The following is a 21246-nucleotide window of genomic DNA, read 5'->3' as shown; positions in this document are numbered from 1 at the left end:
ACTTGAGCCCGAAGGAGAGGCGCGGCGAGCCGCGCCTCCCGTCTCTCTTTCGCAGCAGCAGGGACCGAAGAACGCCGGTCCCCGCGCCATCGGCAGATCAGCCGGCGCCACCGCACTTGCCGGTGACAACGTTGAAGTTGCCGCAGTTCATCGGCTTGCGCCAATCCGAGATCAGGTCCTTGGAGCCTTCGAGATAGTCGGACCATTCGTCGCCGACCACAGGGGCGGTCTGGCTGACGATGTCGAACTGGCCGTCGTCCTGGATCTCGCCGATCAGCACCGGCTTGGTGATGTGGTGGTTCGGCATGATGGTGGCGTAACCGCCCGAGAGGTTCGGCACGGTGGTGCCCGGCAGGGCGTCAATCACCGGATCGGTGTCGGTGGTGCCAGCCGCCTCGACCGCCTTCACCCAGGCATTGAAGCCGATGTAGGTGGCTTCCATCGGGTCGTTGGTGGTGCGCTTGTCGTTGCCGATATACTTGTGCCAGGCGTCGATGAACTCGGCATTCTCGGGCGTGTCGACGCTCTCGAAATAGTTCCAGGCGGCGAGATGGCCGACCAGCGGCTTGGTGTCCATGCCGGCGAGTTCTTCTTCACCGACCGAGAAGGCGACGACCGGGATGTCCTCGGCCTTGATGCCCTGGTTGCCGAGTTCCTTGTAGAAGGGCACGTTGGCGTCGCCGTTGATGGTGGAGACCACGGCGGTCTTCTTGCCCTCGGCGCCGAAGGCCTTGATCTTGGAGACTTCCGTCTGCCAGTCGGCGAAGCCGAACGGCGTGTAGTTGACGATGATGTCTTCGGCCGGCACGCCCTTGGCCTTCAGATAGGCTTCGAGGATCTTGTTGGTGGTGCGCGGGTAGACATAGTCGGTGCCTTCGAGCACCCAGCGCTTCACGCCTTCTTCCTTCATCAGATAGTCGACGGCGGGGATGGCCTGCTGGTTGGGGGCGGCGCCGGTGTAGAACACGTTGCGCTCGGACTCTTCGCCCTCATACTGCACAGGATAGAAGAGGATGGAGTTGAGTTCCTTGAACACCGGCAGCACGGACTTGCGCGACACCGAGGTCCAGCAGCCGAACACCACCGACACCTTGTCCTTGGAGATCAGCTCGCGGGCCTTTTCGGCGAACAGCGGCCAGTTGGAGGCGGGATCGACCACGACGGCCTCGAGCTTCTTGCCGAGCACGCCGCCCTTCTTGTTCTGCTCGTCGATGAGGAACAGCACAGTGTCCTTCAGCGTGGTTTCCGAGATGGCCATGGTGCCGGACAGCGAGTGAAGCACGCCGACCTTGATGGTGTCTTCTGCGTGGGCCAGCATGGTCGAGGCGGAGAGGGCGCCAGCGAAGGCGAGCAAGCCGAAAGTCCTGCGCGTGAAAGTCATGGACATGTTGAGTTCCCCATTTTGGTTGGAGACGCGCCGTACAAAATCCCCGGCGACGCCTTGGCGCGACTGTCTTTCGAGGGGGGAAAATCGCCTATACGTCGATTGACGTAACGGCCGGTGCGCCCTTCAGTCGCTGGCGAGGAAAGCGGCATGAACCGTGCACACTCAGAGGCCAACCAATCCATCCGTCATGGTCTTGCCGCAATTTCCTCTCGGCGCGCGCCTGGCGATCCCGAAAATTGGCGCGTTCCTGAGCAGGCCGCGCAAAATGAAGGCACGGTCCGACATCCATGCCCGCAACGGCCCGCCAACGCATCCTTCCGGTTCGCCGCGACTATAATCGATGGGTGGCCAACCAGACGCTTGAGGACTATGCGCTGCGCTTCACGGCCAAGTCGGCGCGCAAGTGGAGCACCGACCGCATCGCCCAGACGGCCATCGGCGCCATTTCCTTCCTGGCACTGGAGGCGATCGGCGGCGCCATCACGCTGTCCTACGGCACGCCGAACGCGCTCGCGGCCATTGCGGTGGTCTGCGTCATCATGCTGGTGACCGGCTGGCCGATCGCGCGCTACGCTTCACGCCATGGCGTCGACATCGACCTGCTGACCCGAGGCGCAGGCTTCGGCTACATCGGCTCCACGATCACGTCGCTCGTCTATGCCAGCTTCACCTTCATCCTGTTCGCCATCGAGGCGTCGATCATGTCGACGGCGCTGGAACTGGCGCTCGGCATTCCCCTGTGGCTGAGCTATGTGGTGTCCACCGTGGTGGTCATCCCGCTGGTGACCCATGGCGTCACCTGGATCAGCCGGTTCCAGCTGTTGACCCAGCCCTTCTGGATCGTGCTGAACATCCTGCCCTTCGTCTTCATCGCCTTTGCCGACTGGGGCACGTTCGAGTCCTGGTTTCACTTTGTCGGGCAGGAGCAGTTCGCCGCGTCGAGCCCGGGGGATACGGGCTTCAACCTCCTGCATTTCGGTGCCGCGGCGGCGGTAATCCTGGCGCTGATCCCCCAGATCGGCGAACAGGTGGACTTCCTGCGCTTCCTGCCGGAGCGCAAGGCGTCGCGGCGGCGCAGCTGGCTGATGGCGGTGTTCCTGGCCGGACCTGGCTGGGTGGTGCTCGGCGCGCCGAAGATGGTGGCCGGCTCCTTCCTCGCCGTGCTGGCGCTCAATGCCGGGGTGCCGCACGAGCATGCCGCCGAGCCGGCGCAGATGTATGGCATCGCCTTCGGCTATGTGCTGCCGACGCGCGAAATGGCCTATCTGCTGACCGCCGCCTTCGTGGTGATCTCGCAGCTCAAGATCAACGTGATGAATGCCTATGCCGGGTCGCTCGCTTGGTCGAACTTCTTTTCCCGCCTCACGCACAGCCATCCCGGCCGCGTGGTCTGGCTGATCTTCAACGTCGCCATTGCGCTGCTGCTGATGGAGCTTGGCATCTACCGGGCGCTTGAGCAGACGCTCGGGGTCTTCGCCATCGTCGCCGTGTCCTGGGTGGCGACCATCTCGGCCGATCTTCTGATCAACAAGCCGCTCGGCTTCTCGCCGCCGGGGATCGAGTTCAAGCGGGCGCATCTGTATGACGTCAACCCGGTGGGGGTTGGCGCCATGGCGGCGGCGTCAGCGCTCGGCATCATCGCCCATTTCGGGGTGATCGGCGCTATTCCCCAGGCCTTTGCGCCCTTCATGGCGCTTGCGGCGGCCTTTGTCTTCGCGCCGCTGATCGCCTGGGGCACGGGGGGGCGCTACTATCTCGCCCGCAAGGCCCGCGCGTCCTGGCGCCTCAAGCCATCGCTGACCTGTTCGGTCTGCCAGCACGACTTCGAGCCGGAGGACATGTCCTATTGCCCGGCCTACGCGGCACCGATCTGCTCGCTTTGCTGCTCGCTCGACGCCCGCTGTCACGACACCTGCAAGCCGCACGCCCGGCTCGATCGGCAGATCGGCTTTGCCGCCGAGAAGCTGCTGCCGTCGCGTCTGCTCGCCGTCGTCACCTCGCGCGTCGGCCGCTACTGCCTCGACCTCGCCTTCTGGTCGGCATGTGTCGGCCTGATCATGCTGTTCGTCTACCGGCAGGCGAGTGTTGCCAGTGGCACCGACGCGGTGACGCTGGCGCGCGTATTGGCGGTGCTGTTCTTCATCTTCATGGTGATGATCGGCATCGTCGTATGGTTCTTCACGCTGGCGCGCGATTCGCGCCGCGTCGCTGAAGAGGAGAGCGCGCGGCAAACCTCGCTGCTGCTGCAGGAGATCTCCGCCCACCGCAAGACCGACGCCGCCCTTCAGAAGGCCAAGGAGAAGGCGGAAGCGGCCAATCTGGCCAAGAGCCGTTATGTGGTGGGTCTCAGCCACGAACTCAGGACTCCGCTCAACGCCGTGCTCGGCTATGCGCAGATCCTCGAGCGCGATCAGGCCATCGCGCCGGAACGGCAGCGCAGCGTGCAGGTGATCCGCCGCTCCGCCGAACATCTCAGCGGCCTGATCGACGGCCTTCTCGACATTTCCAAGATCGAGGCGGGGCGGCTGCAGGTCCGCATGAGCGCCGTGCGGCTGCACGACTTTCTCGACCAGATCGTCGGCATGTTCCGCCTGCAGGCGCAGGCCAAGGGCCTCGACTTTCATCACACCCGCAGCGCCAACCTGCCGCAGGTGGTCCGCACCGACGAGAAGCGGCTCCGGCAGATCCTGGTCAATCTCCTGTCCAACGCCATCAAGTTCACCGGTCAGGGTTCGGTGACGCTTGCCGTCGACTATCGCAGCCAGGTCGCCACCTTCACCGTGCGCGACACCGGCCCCGGCATCGCCGCGGAGGATCACGAGACCATCTTCCAGCCCTTCGAACGCGGCCGGCAGACGCAGGCGGTGCCCGGTCTGGGGCTCGGCCTCACCATCACGCGTCTCCTGTCGGAGACCATGGGCGGCGAACTCACCATGCAGTCGGCGCCCGGCGCCGGTTCCACCTTCCGCGTCCGCCTGATGCTCGGTGCGGTGGAAGGGGCCAGTGCGCTGGCCGCCGAGCGTCGCATCGCCGGCTACCGGGGCGCGCGCAAGACCATCCTCGTCGTCGACGACAATACCGACCACCGCGAGCTGATGATCGAGCTCTTGCGGCCTCTGGACTTCACCGTGCTGACCGCGACGGATGGCGCCGACTGCCTCGACCGCCTGGACACAGCCACCCCCGACCTCTTCTTTGTCGACATTTCCATGCCCGGCATGAACGGCTGGGAACTGGTGAGCGCCCTCAGGGCGCGCGGGCTCACGCAGCCGATCATCATGCTCTCGGCCAATATCGGCGACGGTGCCATGCCCTCGTCCGACCTCGGCCATGACGATCTCCTCGCCAAGCCCTTCGCCGTCGTCGATCTCATCGACAAGATCGGCAGCCACCTCAAGATCGACTTCTTCGATGAAGACGACAGCGCCGACGATGCATCGGCGAGCGATGGGGCGGCGCCCGTCCGCAGTCCCGGCGCCGCTCACGTGGCCGAACTGTTGTCGCTCGGCGCCATCGGCCATGTGCGCGGCATCGAGGCCAAGCTCGCCGCCCTCGCCGACGATCCGGACAACCAGCCGCTCGTCGATCGCCTGCGCGAACACGTCCGCGCCTTTGATTTCGCCGGCTATGCCGCCCTGCTGACGGAGATGAGCGAGCCATGACCCAGCCACGCGACGTTGTCCTGATCGTCGACGACAGCCCTGAAGCTCTCGGCTTTCTCACCGAAGCGCTGGAGGCGGCGGGCATCACCGCGCTGGTCGCCACGTCGGGCGCGGCTGCGCTCGCCATCGTCGAGCGGGCGGTGCCCGACGTGATCCTGATGGACGCGGTCATGCCCGGGCTTGACGGCTTTGAAACCTGCCGGCGCCTCAAGGCCGGCGGTCCGGCGGCACACGTGCCGGTGATCTTCATGACCGGCCTTTCGGACACCGAACATGTGGTGAAGGGGCTGGAATCGGGCGGCGTCGATTATCTCACCAAGCCGATCAATCTCGACGAGTTGCGTGCCCGCATCCGCGTCCACCTCGCCAACGCCCGCGCCAGCCTCAGCGCCCGCATCGCGCTGGATGCCGCCGGCCGGCATCTCATCGCCTTCGGCCGCGACGGCGCCTTGCGCTGGCTGACGCCGCAGGCAACGCGCCTCATCGAGGAGACCGGCGGCCAACCGATGGTCGAGATCTCGCCGGCGCTGTCGCATCTGATCGCCGGCGCCACCACTACCGTCACGCCGGCCTCGCTCGATCTGGCCGCTGCCGGCCTGCAGGGGCTGAAGCTTGCCTATCTCGGCTCGGCCGGAGCGGAGGAACTGCTGTTCCGCCTGACGCGCGCCGCCTCCGACACGCCCGAGGAGATCCTGAAACTGCGCTTCGGCCTGACCCAGCGGGAGGCCGAGGTGCTGGTCTGGATCGGGCACGGCAAGGCCAACAAGGATATCGGCGACATCCTCGACCTCAGCCCGCGCACGGTGAACAAGCATCTGGAACAGATCTACGTGAAGCTCGGCGTCGAGAACCGGGCCTCCGCCGCCGTCATGGCGATGGAAGCCCTGCGGGAGCCGTGATCGTCCAGGTGGTTCAGCCCTTGGCGACCACGTGGCGGAAATAGTCGATGGTGCGGCTCAGCCCGTCGCGCAGCGGCACCTTCGGCTCCCAGCCGATCATGCCCTTGGCGAGCGAAATGTCGGGCTTGCGCTGCTTGGGATCGTCCTGCGGCAGCGGGCGATATTCGATCTTCGACTTCGATCCGGTCAGTTCCACCACCAGTTCCGCCAGCTGACGGATGGTGAACTCGCCAGGATTGCCCAGATTCATCGGGCCGACGAACTCGTCCGGCGTGTTTTCCATGAACATCAGGAAGGCGTCCACCAGATCGTCCACATAGCAGAAGGAGCGCGTCTGGCTGCCGTCGCCGAACAGGGTGATCGGGTCGCCCTTCAGCGCCTGCACGATGAAATTGGACACCACGCGTCCGTCGTTGGGATGCATGCGCGGGCCGTAGGTGTTGAAGATGCGCGCCACCTTGATGCGCACCTTGTGCTGACGGTGGTAGTCGAAGCACAGCGTCTCGGCGCAGCGCTTGCCCTCGTCATAACAGGCGCGCAGACCGATGGGGTTCACATTGCCCCAATAGCTTTCCGTCTGCGGATGCACCACCGGATCGCCATAGACTTCCGAGGTCGAAGCCTGGAAGAACTTGGCCTTGGTGCGCTTGGCAAGGCCAAGCATGTTGATGGCGCCGTGCACCGAGGTCTTGGTGGTCTGCACCGGGTCGAACTGATAGTGCACCGGCGAGGCCGGGCAGGCCAGATTGAAGATCTGGTCGACTTCCACATAGAGCGGGAAGGTCACGTCATGGCGCATGACTTCCAGCATGGGATGATCGAGCAGGTGGGCGATGTTCTTGCGCGTGCCGGTGAAGTAGTTGTCGACGCAGAGCACTTCGTCGCCCCGCGCCAGCAGGCGCTCGATCAGGAAGGAGCCGATGAAGCCGGCACCGCCGGTCACCAGAATGCGACGGGGGTGGCTGACGGAGGTTGTGGCCTGCACGGATGATCTCCCGATAAGTGTCTTATTGCTTGCTGGCCGCCTCGACACGGTCGAGTTCGGCCAGGATTTCACGACAGCGCGCATCGTTGAGGGCGGCGCCCCGGCCCAGAACCTGACGCGCCGCCGCGTGATCGGGCGGCGACTGCCAGAAGGCGTAGAGTTCGCCGAGGGCGGCCAGGGCGGCGGTCTCGCCGTCGGCCAGAGCCGCGTTCAGCCATTGCAGGGCGTCGCCGGGGTCGCGGCTGCTGCCCAGGCCCCGCATGCGCAGGCGGCCGAGATTGACCTTGGCGATGCTGTGGCCGTTGCGCGCCGCAAGTTCCGACCAGCGGGCGGCGAGAGCGAAGTCCTGCGCCACGTCGCCACCGGCGGCATAGGCAGCGCCGAGTTCGAACTGGGCGTCCCGGTCGCCGGCGGTTGCGGCCCTTTCGAGCCAGAGCATGGCGCGGGTCGGATCCCGCTGCACGCCGTCACCGAGGCGATAGCGACGCGCGAGCTCCCGGCAGGAGGGACGATCGCCCTTTTGCGCGGCCTTGCGCAGCCAGTCGGCACCGGAGACGGTGTCGGGCACCGGCGCGCGGCCGGTGAGATACATCAGGCCCAGCTGCCGCATGGCAAGCACATTGCCGCCATGGGCGGCTTCGGCGAAAAGGTCGAAGGCGCGCCGATCGTCCACCACACCGCCCAGGCCTTGGACGGCCTGCAGGCCGAGGTAATATTTCGCCGTCAGATTGCCGGCCTTGGCGGCCGTCTCGTAATAGCGGCGGGCGCCGACAAAATCGGCCTCCCCGAGGTGTCCGCCCGCCAGCAGCGTGCCCATGCCGAGGCAGGCTTCCACGTGGCCGCGGTCGGCGGCGGGGCGATAGTAGCGCTCGGCTGCCGCATGATCGACGGGACCGCCGATACCGGCAGCGTGGAAATAGCCGGCCAGCGCCAGACCGTCCTCGACCCCGGCCTCGGCCGCACCGATGGCATAGGCGCGCGCCGCTTCCGGCTCAGCCTTGAGATCGACGGCATTGGGAAACAGGGTGGAGAGCTTCTGCCGGCTGCGCATCTGCGGCGTGGATTCAAGGAGCAGCAGCGGGGCCAGACGGGCCATGGCCTCGGCGTGCCCGCCGTCGGCCGCGCGGCGATACCAGAGTCGGGCGTCGCTCACTTCCGCCACCACGCCCTGGCCGGTCTCGTAGAGACGACCGATCTCGAAGGCTGCCTCCGCCGATCCCTTGCCGGCGGCGTCCGCGAAGAGCGCCATGGCCGCGACCATGTCGCCGGCCTCCCTGAGCTTGCGCGCGCGCCGCAGGAGCCGGTCCGCTGCCGACCGGCGCAATGCGTCAGGCAGGGCGCTCAGGAGTCCGGTCATGGTTCGCGGAAGCCCTCCGTCATGGTCGGCAGCGCCCGGTCGAGCAGATATTCGGACAATGTGTGATCGCCGATCACGATGTCGGCGGTCAGCGTCATGCCGGGCACCAGATGAAAGTCGTGCGGGACTTTCTTGAGGTCGGACGAGGTGATGTCGATCTTGGCCATGTAGACCGAGCGGGCGCCGGCGCTGCCGGACTGGTCGACGGCAAAGCTGTCCGGGCTGATGCCGCGCACCGTGCCATAGGCCGAGCCATGCTGCGAATAAGGCCAGGCGTCCAGCTTGAGTTCCACCTGCTGGCCCACCTTCACGAAGCCCTGGTCGAGCGTGCTGATCTCCGCGTCCACTTCGAGCGGCGAATCTGAGGGCACGAGCACGAACATCTTCTGGGCCGATTCCACCACCGAGCCGATGGAGATGTCGGCCACCTGCAGCACCACCGCGTCCTGCGGCGCGCGCATGGAGATCAGGTCGGCCCGCTTGTCGGCCTTGGTCAGTTGCTCGCGGGCGCTGTCCAGCGCGCCCTGACGGTCGACCAGCAGGCTGATGGAATCGGACTGCCACTTTTGCTTGAAGTTGTCGAGCTGGGCATTGAGAGCCTCCAGCTCATGGCGTGCGCTGTCGAGAACGCCTTCGGCGCTGGCAATGCCGCGCTGCACTTCCACACGCGTGTCGGTGACCGAGAGGAGGTCGGTGCGCGCCACGATCTTGCGACCGGCCAGTTCACTCTTCATCCCCTCGACTTCGCTGACGATGCCGAGGCGCTGGCGATAGAGCGCCAGTTCCTGCTCGGTCTTGTCGATGGTCGACTGTTGCGAGGCGATCTTGCCGTTATAGGTGGCTATGGCGGACTGGAACTGCGAGACGCGCGAGTTGTAGATCTTCTGCTGCAGCGTCGAGAACAGGTCGTTGCTTGTGGGCGCATAGGGCTTGCCGGCGACTTCCGCCGTCAGACGGGCGATCTCCGCCTGCAGGCTCGCCACTTCGCGCTTCAGGGCGGAGACGTCGGCGGTCGAGAAAGTCGGATCGAGCGTTGCCAGCACGTCACCGGCCTTGACCGTCTGGCCGGCCCGCACGTTGATCGCCCTGACGATGGAGGTTTCCAGCGGCTGAACCATGATGCGCGGCGCCTCGGCGCTGACGCGACCGCGGGCGCTGACCACCCGCTCGACCGGCAACAGCGTGGCGAGCGCAATGGCGGCCGCGACCATGGCGGCCAGCGTCACCAGCGTCAGGCGCGCCACGATCGGCACGCGCGCATTCAGGATTTCAGCCGTGTCCGAACCGAAGTCCACCGTCGCCCTCAGCGCGGCGAGCTCAGCCGTTGGCGACAGCATTGAAGCCTGGGCGGTCATGGCTCGCTCCGTTGGAAAGATGACGGTTCTGCTGCATCCAGAGGTGACGATAGTCGTCGCAGCGGGTCAGAAGTTCGGCGTGACGGCCGTGGTCCTTGAGGCGGCCCTTGTCGAGCACCAGGATCTGGTCGCAGTCGACCAGAGAAGCCAGGCGGTGCGAGATGACGATCACGGTGCGGCCGATGGCGATGCGGCGCAGGTTCTCGTTGATGATCGCCTCGCTCTCGGGATCAAGCGCGCTGGTGGCCTCGTCGAACACCAGGATCGGCGGATCGGAGATCAGGGCGCGGGCGATGGCGAGGCGCTGCTTCTGGCCACCGGACAGGTTGGCGGCGTGTTCCTCGATCATGGTCTCGTAGCCGCGCGGCAGGCGCTCGATGAATTCTTCGGCCCCGGCCATGCGGGCGGCGCGCACCATTTCCTCGGGCGTCGCGTCGGCCTTGCCGACCACGATGTTCTCGCGGATGGTGCCACGGAACAGGAAGCTGTCCTGCAGCACCACGCCCATGTTGGAGCGCAGGTGATAGAGGTCGATCTCGCGCAGGTCGACGCCGTCGATCTTGATCAGGCCCTCATACTGGGCATGCAGGCCCTGCAGCAGGCGGGTGACGGTGGTCTTGCCGGAGCCGGAACGCCCCATCACGCCAACGACAGTACCGGAATCGACCGTGAAGCTGACGCCGTTGAGCGCCGGGGTGGAGGCGCCGGGATAGCAGAAGCGCACGTCGTCGAACTGCACGCGGCCGTGGAATTCGGGGCGCACGCCGTTCTCGCGGCGCGGCTCGGGCGCGGCATTGACCACGGAGGCCACTTCGCGAATGGCGCCGCGGGCTTCCTCGAACTGCTGCATCATGTGGGCAAGCTGCACGATGGGCGAAGTCGCCCGGGTCGCCACCATGGTGAAGGCGACGAGCGTGCCCGACAAGATGGTCTGCTGCTCGGTGACCGCGAGATAGGCGCCCATCAGCAGCGAGCCCGAGTAGATCAGCTTCTCGAGCGGCGCCAGCAGGGTCTGCGGCTGGTTGGCCAGCGTCAGCAGATCGGTCTGGGCGGCGACGGACTCGGCGACGCGGCTGTCCCATTCGCGCCGCTTGCGCCCCTCGAGGGCCAGCGACTTGACGGTGCGCATGCCGTGCACCGTCTCGATCAGCAGCGCCGTCTTGCGGTGTTCGGAGGTGATGACGGCGGCGTAGGCGCGCTTGATCGGGCCCATGTAGACCATGATGACAATGGCCATCAGCACGGCGATGGTCAGCACATACATGGTCAGCGCGGCGTTCAGGAAGAACATCGCGGGGATCAGGATCAGCAGCGAGGTGGTGTCCAGCACGGCGCCGAGCAGCTGGCCGGTGATGAAGGTGCGCACGCGGCGCGCTTCGCCCAGCTTGTGGGCGATGACGCCGGTGGAGTTGCGCTCGAAGAAGTCGATCGGCAGCCGCGTCATCTTCTCGAAGATCTGCAGGCTGACGCGGGCGTCCACCTTGGCAGTGGCGATCGCCGTCATGGTGCGGCGCAGGTAGCCGATCAGCGTGTCGAAGACCAGCACCACGGCCACGGCAATGGCCAGCACGAACAGTGTGGAAACGCGGTGATGCACCAGCACGCGGTCGATCACCACGAGATAGAGCACCGGCGGCACCAGGGCGAGCAGCGACAACGCCAGCGCGGCGACGACGATGTCGCGGAAGATCTTGCCCTCGTGCATCACCTGCCGGATCATCCAGAGGAAGCCGAAGGTGTCGGTCTCCTCTTCCGCCTGCTTGCCGCGCTTGATCAGCAGCGCTGCGCCATCCCAGGCGGAGGCGAGGCGGACCTGGTCGAGGGCGATCGGCTGGGCGTTGGCATCGGCGGGATTGCGCACCAGAACGGTCGGCGTCGCGCCGTCTTTGACGAAGCGCTCGACCGACAGGATCGTGCCGTCGCGCAGCGCGATCAGAACGGACGTGTTCTCCTGAATGCCCGTCAGCGCCTTCCAGCCGAGCCGCATGGGCTTGGCGATCAGCCCTTCCTTGCCGGCGATGAAGGCGAGGTCGGCCAGCGTCGGCTCGGCATCGGCCTTGCCATATTCGCGGCGGATCTGTTCGGCGGACAGGGCAATCCCGAGGCGACGACCGGCCAGCACCAGCGCTGAAAAGGCCGCCCCGCTCTCGGGCCGCACGTCTGTCCCGCCTTGGTTCAATTCCATGTCACCACCCGCCCGACGCAGTTCCGCACACTAGACCTCACAAAACCCCGTTATGGTAAACGCCCGGTTAACGAACTGTTGTAAAACGCGAGCCGTAAACGGTTCTTTTACGAATTGGCGTCAATCAATTGTTAAAGAAGGTTACCGGCGTCGGTGCCGGTGAAGGGGAATCGGCATCATGCGGCGTCGGGTCGTCATCCACTGGGGCATTTCGAGTTTCTTCGGCTGGGGCGTCTACGGCCTCAACCTCGCCCTCAACTGGTCGCGCGATCCGTCCATCGAACCGCTCTGCTCCTTCCCCATTCCGCCGTCGCAGATTGCCGTCGATCCCGTCCGGCAGCTGGCCCTCAGCAACTTCCTGCGCGTCTCGGGCGAGTTCGTCGAAAGCCTGCGCGCCCATGCGGGCAAGCAGATCAAGACCGACGTGCCGATCCTCTCGGCGCTCGGCAACGACTTCAAGACCACCGGCGGCGCCTTCAACGTCGGGCTCACGGGCAGCCCCACCCTCGGCGTGGTGTTCTTCGAACTGCCGCAGCTCGACGAGGCGACGCTTGAGCGCGCCCGCGCCTTCCCGCTGATCGTCGCCGGCTCCACCTGGAACGAACAGATCCTCAGGGCCTATGGCCTCACCAATGTCACCACGGTGATCCAGGGCATCGATCAGACGCTGTTCCACCCGGCCCAGCGCCAGGGGGTGCTGCCGGACCGTTTCACCGTGTTCACCGGCGGCAAGCTGGAACTGCGCAAGGGGCAGGACCTCGTGGTCACCGCCTTCTCGCGCTTTGCCAAGCGCCATCCGGATGCGCTCCTGGTCGCCGCCTGGCACAGCCCCTGGCCGCAACTGGCCAGGAGCGTCGACAACTCCGGCGTCGCCGCGCCGATGACCTTCACCGACGAGGGCAAGACCGACTTCCCGGCCTGGGCCGCGGCCAACGACATCGCGCCGCACCAGTTCCTCGACCTCGGCGCCGTGCCCAACGCGCTGATGCCGCCGGTGCTGCGCGAGATGGACATCGCCCTCTTCCCCAACCGCAGCGAGGGCGGCACCAATCTGGTGGCCATGGAATGCATGGCCTGCGGCGTGCCCACGATCCTGTCGGCCAACACCGGCCATCTCGACCTGATCGACGGCAACAATTGCTATGCCCTCGAGCATCAGGCGGATGTGGCCGGTGCCGGCGCCGGGGTCGGTGACGTCAAGGGCTGGGGCAACTCCTCCGTCGACGAGATCGTCGACTGTCTCGAACGGGCCTATCGCGACCGTAACGACGCCCGCCGGCGTGGCGATCGCGGCGCGGGCAAGCTCGCCGGCTTCACCTGGTCGCGCACCGCCGACGCCATGAAGAAGATCCTGTCAAACTATTAAGGTCCTGTTCCGCAGCGGAACAGTTAAGACAATATTTACCATGCGCCTCTAGGTTTTCCCTGAGGGAACCCGTATGCGCTTCCCGCGACGGCGAGGGTAGAAGTCATGACAGCCAATGCTCTGCGTGCTGACGAAGCGGCCCGCATCCAGCCCGTGGAACAGACGCTTGCCGCAAAATACCAGCGCTTCGACGCCTTTCTGAAGTCGCTGTGGAGCGATGTCTACCCCGAGATCCCCTCGGGCATGCATGACCAGATCACCGCGGCAGCCTGGGAACGGGTCAAGCAGACCTATCCGCTCGCCGAAGGCACCAGGATCCTCGATGTGGGCTGCGGCCAGGGCGTGGCCCTCAAGCATTTCGCCGCCGACAAGATGGATGCCATCGGCATCGCCATCGGCGAGGACGTGGAGATCTGCAAGTCCAAGGGATTCAATGCCGTGGAAATGGACCTGTCCTTCCTCGAGTTCGACGACGCCAGCTTCGATGTGGTCTGGTGCCGGCATGTGCTCGAGCACAGCGTGTTTCCGCTGTTCAGCCTGCGCGAGACGGCCCGCGTCCTGAAGCCCGGCGGCATCCTCTACATGGAAGTGCCCGCCCCCGACACCGCCGCCCGCCACCAGACCAACCCCAACCACTACAGCGTGCTTGGCAAGTCCATGTGGATCGAGCTGTTGCGCCGCTCCGGCTACCGGCGCGTCACCATTTCCGACATCAACTTCAACATCCCCGCCGGTCCGGACACCTACTGGAGCTTCATCGTCCAGAAGGAACAGTGACACCGTCCGGCGCAGAGGCCTTCAAGGGCACATGAGGGGCCGCCGCATGGCGGGACCTTGTGTGCCCTTTTTGATTTGATGGCGCAGCGTTCCCCGCTCCCTCAGCGGTCAGACATAGTCCCGATGAAACAGCCGCCGGCTTGCCTCGCGCGTCGCCTCGTCGATCACCGGGGCGAACAGGCCAGCCTCACGCTGGCGGCAAAGCCGTATTGACGGATACCAGGGGCTGTCTGCCCGTCCCAACAGCCAGCGCCAGTCGGGCACCGCCTTGATGAGACCGATGGCCGGGCGACCGAGCGCGCCGGCCAGATGCAGCGGCGCGGTGCATACTGACACCACGAGATCGACGGCTTGCATCACCGCCGCCGTGTCGACGAACCCGTCGAGACCCGCGTCAAACTCCGGTCCCGGATATTCGAGGGTGAAGGGCAGACCCGCCACCTTCCAGCCAGAGGGCGTATCGGCCTTCTCGATCTCGTCGGCGCCTAGCTTTTGCAGGGCGATCAGGCGGACGTTGTCCAAGCGGGCAAAGGGGCGAAGATCGCCGGCGCCCGACAGGCTGCGGCCGCGGTCGGCCGGCGATTTCGGGTTGCCGCGCCAGACGAAGCCGATGGCCTTTCGACCGTCATTGCCCAGCTGCAGGCGTTCGCGCCAGCGGCTGACCAGAGCCGGCTCCGCCGCAAGATAGGGTGAGGGCATGCCGACCGAACCCAGGGTCAGATGCAGACGGTGCGGCAAACCGAGGAGCGGTGTCTGCAGATCGACAGGGCCGATGTCCTTGTCCTCGCTGACCACCCGATCGACACCTGAAACCGTGCGGGCAAGGCGGACCAGTGGTCTCGGCACCTGCAACACCACGTCGCCGCCAAGCGACTTGACCATGGCCGCAAAGCGCAGGAACTGCAGGCTGTCGCCGAGCCCCTGCTCGGCATGCAGGAGCAGCGTCTTGCCCGGGAAGGGCCGACCGTCCCAGTCGGCAATCTCGGTATGGCGCGGCTGGGCCGGGAACCCCGTCGCCTTCCAGCGCCACTCATATTCCGCAAAGCCGTTGCCATAGTCGCCCATGCGCAACAGCAGCAGCGAGAGATTGTAGCGCGCCTCGGCGAAATCCTGTTCGGCCTCCGCCAGCGAGCGCAGCACCGCCATGGCCTCGGCAAAGCGGCCCTCTTCGGCCAGCGCGTTGCCATAGTTGTGGCGGGCGGTGCGATGGCCCGGATCGATGGCGAGCGCCGCCTCATAGGCGGCGATGGCCGCCTTGTAGTCACCAGCCTTGCCGTGGGCGACCCCGATGTTGGCAACGATCTCGGCATTGCCGGGTTCACCCGCACGCGCGATCGCATAGGCGGCGATGGCCTCGGAATAGCGGGCCGCCGCCGTCAGCGCATTGCCCTGATTGAAGCGGACGTCCGACCGCTGAGGCTCCAGCGCCACGGCCCGGTCGAGCAGTTGCAGGGCCTTGTTGAGATCGCCGTTGGAGCGATAGGCGGAAGCACAGAGATTGAGGGCAGACACATTGCCGGGCTCGCGCGCCAGCGCCACCTCATAGAGGGCGATGGCATCGACGAACTTGTGCGCGTTATGCGCAGCAAAGCCGCGTTCGATCAGCGATGCGACAACCGACAGCTGGCTCATGACCGCTTGACCTTGTCCGCCAGCGCCGCCTTGACGGCGGCAACCACCGGGCCCCAATCCCCATAGCTCGTCTGCCGGAACAGGCGCACGGTGGGATACCACGGACTGTCGTTGCGATCGGTCAGCCAGCGCCAGTCGGCATTGGAGCGCAGCATGATGAAGGTGGGCATGCCGAGCGAGCCCGCCAGATGCGCCGATGAGGTGCAGGACGACACGATCACGTCCATGGCCCGCATGGCCGCTGCCGTCTCGGCAAAGCCGCCGAGACGTTCGGCCACCACTTCGATGCGATCGGCGTAGGGAAAGCCGCGCAGCTGATCCATGCCGTCGCGGTGTTGCAGGCTGATGAAATGCAGCCCGTCAAGCTCGAACAGCGGGGCGAGCGCCGAGAGAGGCGGTGAGCGGCCGACGTCGGCGCGCGCCTTGGGATTGCCCTGCCAGATCAGGCCGACACGCAGCTTGCCCCGTCCGCCGAGGCTCTGGCGCCAGGCGTTGATGCGCAGGCCATCGACGTTGAAGTCGGGCGGCGGCGGCAGGCTGTCCAGCTCCGAATGGAACACCGCCGGCAGGCTCATCATCGGCACTTCGAGATCATGGGCGGGGAGACGACGTCCCTGTTCCACCACCTCGACCGGCGTGGCACCAAAGTCCATGCGGCGGACAAGATCGACCAGGGGCGCGCGCACTTCCACCAGCATGCGGCCGCCCAGGCGCGCCGCAAGCGGCAGATAGCGGGCAAACTGGATCTGGTCGCCGATGCCCTGCTCGCCGTGCACCAGCAGCGTCCGGCCGCGATAGTCCTCGCCGTGCCAGCGCGGCACGTCGAAATGGCGCGGCAACATTTCCATGGCGCGCCAGCGCACTTCATATTTCTCGAAGCCTTCGCCATAGCGCCCCGCCAGCAGCAGCGCGTGCGCCTGGTCCAGCAGCAGTTCGGGATCACTGGGCGTCAGCTTGCAGGCGGCCTCGAAGGCGGCGAGCGACTCCTCGCAGCGGTTGAGATCCTTCAGCGCATTGCCGAGGCCGCGATGGGCCTTGGAGAGTTCCGGCCTGAGTTCGATGGACCGGCGGTAGAGATCCACCGCTTCCTCGAACTTGCCGTCGTCGCGCACCAGATTGCCGAGCGTCATCAGGGCCTCGGCCGTCGGCCGGTCTTCAAGCGTTCGGCGCAACAGCGCTTCGGCCTCGGCCTGTCGTCCGGTATGGCGCAGGGCGATGGCGTAGTTGGTGCGGAACTCCGAGGTCTTGAGGCCGACCGCGTCAGCCTCGCGCATCAGGATCAGGGCGCGATTGTAGTTGAACTCGCCGAGGGCCGCGGCCCCCAGCATATGGAAGGCCTCTGCCAGACGCGGATGGTCGATCAGCAGTTCCGCATATTCGTGGCAGGCGGCAAGGGCATTGCCCTTCACATGGTCGGCCAGCGCCGCCTTGAAGCGAGCTTCCAGCGACAGCTTCGGCGCAACGGCCACGTCCGGCAACTCGGTGCGGTAGAGTTCGGCGCGGTTGCCGGCAACGAGACTGGCGAGCGCCCCGGACACCCGGCTCATCACCCCTTCGAAAGGCGCGTCTTCGGCCTCGCCCTCGACCCGGCGGAACAGGCGAGTGGAGGGATACCACGGGCTGTCCGACCGGCCACGCAGCCAGCGCCATTCGGGATTGGCGCGCAGCACCACCCAGGTGGGCCGTCCGAGCGCGCCGGCGAGATGGGCGACAGCGGTGTCGGAGGTGATGACGAGATCGAGGTTCATCATCACGGCGGCGGTGTCGGCAAAGGCGTCCGGGCCGTTGTCGAACTCGCCGCCGAGCGTCTCCACCTCGAACTTGCCGCGCAGTGCCGCGATCTGCTCCTCACCCGGCCCCCTCTGCAGGGCAATCAGGCGTACGCCGGGGATGCGGGCCAACGGCTCCATGGCCGCCAGCGGGAAGCTGCGACCACGGTCGACCTGCGGATCGGGGTTGCCTTGCCAGACGATGCCGACGCGGAACCCCTCCCGCTTGGCGAGGCGCCCGGCCCAGTGCACCACCTTGTCCGGATCGGCCTTGAGATAGGCGGGGAAGCTCGGGATGGTCTCGACGCGCGTGCCGAGATGGAGCGGCAGGCTCATCATGAAGACACTGTAGTCGAGGGGCGGAACCGATTGCCCCTCCGAGACCACACCATCGACGCCGTCCATGCGCGCCATCAGCGCGGCCACCTTGCCGCGACAGCCGATCACCACGCGGGAGGCGCCCAGCTGTTTCAGCACGCGGGCGTAACGGGCGAACTGGAAGCCGTCACCGAAGCCCTGTTCGGCCACCAGCATGAAGGACTTGCCGCGCGGATCCTCGCCCTGCCACAGCGGCAGGCGCGGGCGGCTCTTGGCGAGACCCAGCTTCTCGATCCGCAATCGCCATTCATAGTGGGGCAGGCCTTCGGCATAGTGACCGCGGTTCATCAGCGCCATGCCGAGCGCCATATGCGCGTCAGCATAGTCGGGCCGCAGCTCGATGGCGTGGCGGAAGGCCGCGATGGCCTCGTCTTCCTTGCCCGCTTCCAGCGCGGTGATGCCCAGATTGGAAAAGGCCTCGGCGTGGTTGGGGTCGACCTTGACCGCCGTGCGCAGGAAATGGAAGGCGACGCCGACTTCGCCCCGATTGCGTTCGTCGACGCCGAGATTGCTGTAGGCGTCGGCACAGCGCGGATCGGCCACCAGCGCCCGGTCCCAGGCCTTGGCGGCGGCCTTGTGGTCTTCCTGCTGGGCGAGAATGGCGCCCCATTGCACCAGAAAGCGCACATTGTCCGGCTCGCGATGCACCGCCTGGCGCAGGGCGAGCTCGGCCTTGGCGGTCTCGCCGAGCTTGAGCAGAGCGGCGCCGCGCACCGACAAGGCGGTGGAGAAATCGGGATTGTCCGACATCACCTGATCGGCACGGCGCAGCGCGGAGGCGGCGTCACCGGCGGCGATCTCGCGATTGGCCATGGCCAGCTGTGACGGGGCATGGCGCGGATTGATTGCCAGGGCGTGGGTCAGGGCGCGCTTGCTGTCCTCGCGCTGGCCGAGCCGGTCGAGCACGACGGCGAGGTTGCTCCAATAGTCGGGTTCACGCGATGCGGTCGCCACCGAGCGCAGGGCCGAGGCGAGCGCGGCTTCGGCGGCGGCGCGGCTGCGCGATCCCGCCTCGAACTGCGCCATGGCGTAAAGGTTCAGGATACGCCCGTTGTTGGGATAGGTCGACAGCAGCTTGTGATAATCGCCGATCGCCTCGGCATAGCGGCGCTGCTGGTTGGCCTCGAAGGCCTGCCGGAACAGCGCCTCGCCGTTGACGGAGGCCGGCAGCGGCGGCAGGCGGCGCAAGGCGAGGAGCGCGTCGAGCTCGCGTTCCACCTCGGCGATCACCCCGGTCCAGTCGCCTGGGGTCCGTTGGCGGAAGAGCCGCATGGTCGGATACCAGGGCGTCAAGCCGCCCTCGAGGCCCCAGCGCCAGTCGGGCACGCGCTTGAGCAGCAGCCAGACCGGTCGTCCGAGCGCGCCCGCCACATGGGCGACCGCCGTGTCGGAGGTGATGACGAGGTCGAGATTGGCCATGACGGCGGCGGTATCGAGGAAGCCGTCCGTGCCCGCGTCGAAATCTTCTGCGAAGCGGCCGACGTCCAGTCCCCCCGGAGCGGCCTGCTCGGCGCCGGTGCCGCGCTGCAGCGCATAGGGGGCGATCTCGCGCCCGAAGCGGGCGAGCGGGGCGAAGCTCGCCAGCGGCAGCGAGCGCCCGCGTTCCACCGGCGCCTTTGGATTGCCCTGCCAGGACAGCCCGATGCGGAAGGGCCGGCGCGCGGTTGCCTCCCGCTTTGCCAGCCGTTCGCCCCAGCGCTGCGCCCGTTCGCCGTCGCAGGCGATATAGGGTGCCGTCGCGCTTAGCGTCCTGTGGTCGAGGCCGATCAGCCGCGGGATCGATAGCAGCGAGATCTGGAGATCGTGTTCGGGCGGCGTTTCGCCTTGCCGGACCAGCTCCGCGCCCGGCGCCGCATTCGGCTGGAACAGCGGCATGGTCGACAGCAGGCCATGCAGGCGCGACTGGCAGACCAGGATCACCCGTCCCACCCGCCCGGCGATTTCCGGCAGGAAGCGGGCGAACTGGATGGTGTCGCCCAGTCCCTGTTCGTGGATGACGAGGAGCCGCCGCCCCGGCGCTGGCGTGCCATCCCAGACCGGCGCGTCCGAATGGGTCGTCACCGGCGAGGGCGGCAGGGTCGCAAGGCGCAGCTCGTAGCCGTCCCAGGAATCGACCCAGTTGCCGGCGAGCAGTTCGGCGCAGGCCATGTTGTAGGCCAGTTCCGGCCATTCGGATGCGGGCAGCACCGACTGCTGCCATACCTTGCGCGCCTCGTCCACGCGGCCGATGTTGCGCAGGGCGACGCCCAGATTGATCCGCGCGCCCTTGTGGTCGGGAACGGCGGCGAGAACGATCTCATATTCGCGCGCCGCTTCCGCCTCGCGGCTCATCTCCTGCAGCACGACGCCGAGGTTGTAGTGCCCCTCGTGCCCCTTGGGGTCGAGGCGGATCGCCGTGCGCAGCGCCGTCTCCGCGTCCTCGAACCGGCCGAGCATGGTCAGGATATGGCCGCTTTGCGCCCAGGACGCCCCGTCGTTGGGGTTGATGCCGCGCGCCGTCTCGGCGGCCTTGAGCGCCTCGTCGAACCGTTCGGCACGGCAGAGCGCGAGGTTGAGGTTGCGCCAAGCCCCCATGTTCTGCCGGTTGAGTGCCACGGCTTCGCGGCCGATGCGAATGGCATCCTCCACCCGATCCACCGCCAGGAGCGCCATCACCATGTTCTGGCGCAACACGGATGATCCGGTGTCCGCGGCGGCCGCCACTTCAAAAGCGGCAGCGGCTTCAAGGTTGCGACCGGCAAGATGCAGCGCCGTTGCATAGGTCTGGGGCAGCATCGGGTCGGTCGAACCGGCCGCGCGCAGCTGTTCGAGCCCCGCCAGACCTTCTTCGATGCGCCCGGCGCTGAGGCAGGCCCGCAATTGTGCCAGCGTCGGTTCGCTCGTCTGTCCGTCTGCCATCAGGGGTGCTGCGTTTGTTGCGGGTGCCAATCGACTTCCCCAAGGGTTCAGGGTCGCGGGCTCAGGTCGGCGCGTAGGGCTTGTAGGACTTTTCTTCGACAATGCCCGAAGAGAGCTCGAGATTGATCTCGCGCTTGAGATCGGCACGCTTGTCGTTGGTGAAATAGACCGATCGCGCCAAGGCGATGAACCTTGGGCCGAAATCCTGCTCGCGCTCGCAATCGCGGATCTCGTCCTCGATGTCCCACAGCGCCGCATTGACGTCGCGCAGCTTGTCGGTCAGCCCCGCGACCACGGCATTGCCACGTGCCGGCCCGAGCTTGCCGTTCAGCAGATCCAGTTCCTTGCGGACGTTTTCCACCTTGGCCGAGTCCGACATGCGGGCGGCCTTGATCTCGAGGATCGTGATCTTGTCGATCATCTCACCCCATGAAACCGGAACTTCAATCACGTGCCAACCTCGCGAAGACTTGATTCGCCTTGCAGTATAACGGCTTTCCGGCCCTTGAGGGAATCACCGGCTCCTCGCGGTGCGCTATCCCATGAAATCACAAGGCCGGAGGATCGCTCCCCCGGCCTTGCGTCATGAATTGTCT

Annotated in this window: 12 protein-coding genes; 4 read left to right on the top strand and 8 right to left on the bottom strand. The window is 66.4% G+C overall.

Annotated features, from left to right (window positions below; genetic code table 11):
• Window positions 1-97: 97 nt before the first annotated feature.
• Window positions 98-1318 carry an urea ABC transporter substrate-binding protein gene (urtA, locus tag L2I41_RS06790; protein WP_237152807.1) on the bottom strand — a complete coding sequence of 407 codons (1221 nt, stop codon included), beginning with the start codon at window positions 1316-1318 and terminating at the stop codon, window positions 98-100.
• 356 nt (window positions 1319-1674) lie between these two features.
• Between urtA and L2I41_RS06785 the strand changes: the two genes are divergently transcribed.
• Together L2I41_RS06785 and L2I41_RS06780 are read left to right on the top strand one after the other, a co-directional pair.
• Window positions 1675-5049: a hybrid sensor histidine kinase/response regulator gene (locus L2I41_RS06785; RefSeq protein ID WP_237152759.1), complete on the top strand. Its 3375-nt coding sequence runs from the start codon at window positions 1675-1677 to the stop codon at window positions 5047-5049.
• Window positions 5046-5948, top strand: a complete 903-nt coding sequence (locus L2I41_RS06780; RefSeq protein ID WP_237152758.1) for a response regulator — start codon at window positions 5046-5048, stop codon at window positions 5946-5948. Before L2I41_RS06785 ends, L2I41_RS06780 begins: the two co-directional genes overlap by 4 nt.
• A 13-nt stretch (window positions 5949-5961) precedes the next feature.
• Here L2I41_RS06780 and L2I41_RS06775 read toward each other — a convergent pair whose 3' ends face one another.
• Genes L2I41_RS06775 through L2I41_RS06760 form a run of 4 tightly spaced genes read right to left on the bottom strand, consistent with a single transcriptional unit; the run spans window position 5962 to window position 11830 of the window.
• Window positions 5962-6933 carry a UDP-glucuronic acid decarboxylase family protein gene (locus L2I41_RS06775; RefSeq protein WP_237152757.1) on the bottom strand — a complete coding sequence of 324 codons (972 nt, stop codon included), beginning with the start codon at window positions 6931-6933 and terminating at the stop codon, window positions 5962-5964.
• Window positions 6934-6955: 22 nt separating this feature from the next.
• On the bottom strand, window positions 6956-8290 hold the full coding sequence (locus L2I41_RS06770; protein ID WP_237152756.1) for an SEL1-like repeat protein: 1335 nt from the start codon (window positions 8288-8290) through the stop codon (window positions 6956-6958).
• The gene (locus tag L2I41_RS06765) at window positions 8287-9645 is read right to left on the bottom strand and encodes an HlyD family type I secretion periplasmic adaptor subunit (RefSeq protein ID WP_237152755.1); all 1359 of its coding nucleotides are present in this window, start codon (window positions 9643-9645) and stop codon (window positions 8287-8289) included. Before L2I41_RS06765 ends, L2I41_RS06770 begins: the two co-directional genes overlap by 4 nt.
• Window positions 9608-11830 carry a peptidase domain-containing ABC transporter gene (locus L2I41_RS06760; RefSeq protein WP_237152754.1) on the bottom strand — a complete coding sequence of 741 codons (2223 nt, stop codon included), beginning with the start codon at window positions 11828-11830 and terminating at the stop codon, window positions 9608-9610. Before L2I41_RS06760 ends, L2I41_RS06765 begins: the two co-directional genes overlap by 38 nt.
• A 178-nt stretch (window positions 11831-12008) precedes the next feature.
• Between L2I41_RS06760 and L2I41_RS06755 the strand changes: the two genes are divergently transcribed.
• Together L2I41_RS06755 and L2I41_RS06750 are read left to right on the top strand one after the other, a co-directional pair.
• A complete protein-coding gene (locus L2I41_RS06755; protein WP_237152753.1) occupies window positions 12009-13196 on the top strand; it encodes a glycosyltransferase family 4 protein in 1188 nt (395 codons plus the stop codon).
• Window positions 13197-13301: 105 nt separating this feature from the next.
• Window positions 13302-13973 carry a class I SAM-dependent methyltransferase gene (locus tag L2I41_RS06750; RefSeq protein ID WP_237152752.1) on the top strand — a complete coding sequence of 224 codons (672 nt, stop codon included), beginning with the start codon at window positions 13302-13304 and terminating at the stop codon, window positions 13971-13973.
• A 108-nt stretch (window positions 13974-14081) separates the two neighbouring features.
• Here the strand turns inward: L2I41_RS06750 and L2I41_RS06745 are convergent, their stop codons facing one another.
• From L2I41_RS06745 to L2I41_RS06735, 3 genes are all read right to left on the bottom strand, one after another.
• On the bottom strand, window positions 14082-15605 hold the full coding sequence (locus L2I41_RS06745; protein WP_237152751.1) for a tetratricopeptide repeat-containing glycosyltransferase family protein: 1524 nt from the start codon (window positions 15603-15605) through the stop codon (window positions 14082-14084).
• Window positions 15602-20650 carry a tetratricopeptide repeat protein gene (locus L2I41_RS06740; RefSeq protein ID WP_237152750.1) on the bottom strand — a complete coding sequence of 1683 codons (5049 nt, stop codon included), beginning with the start codon at window positions 20648-20650 and terminating at the stop codon, window positions 15602-15604. The genes L2I41_RS06745 and L2I41_RS06740 overlap by 4 nt, the downstream gene beginning before the upstream one ends.
• Window positions 20651-20711: 61 nt before the next feature.
• Window positions 20712-21101, bottom strand: coding sequence for a DUF6165 family protein (locus tag L2I41_RS06735; protein ID WP_255720132.1), 390 nt, complete (start codon window positions 21099-21101; stop codon window positions 20712-20714).
• Window positions 21102-21246: the final 145 nt, after the last annotated feature.

The sequence above is a fragment of the Oryzibacter oryziterrae genome, from assembly GCF_021864535.1.
Lineage (GTDB): Bacteria > Pseudomonadota > Alphaproteobacteria > Rhizobiales > Pleomorphomonadaceae > Pleomorphomonas > Pleomorphomonas oryziterrae.
The sequence above is the reverse complement of the archived record's forward strand: the minus strand, read 5'-3'. Positions and strand labels throughout refer to the sequence as shown.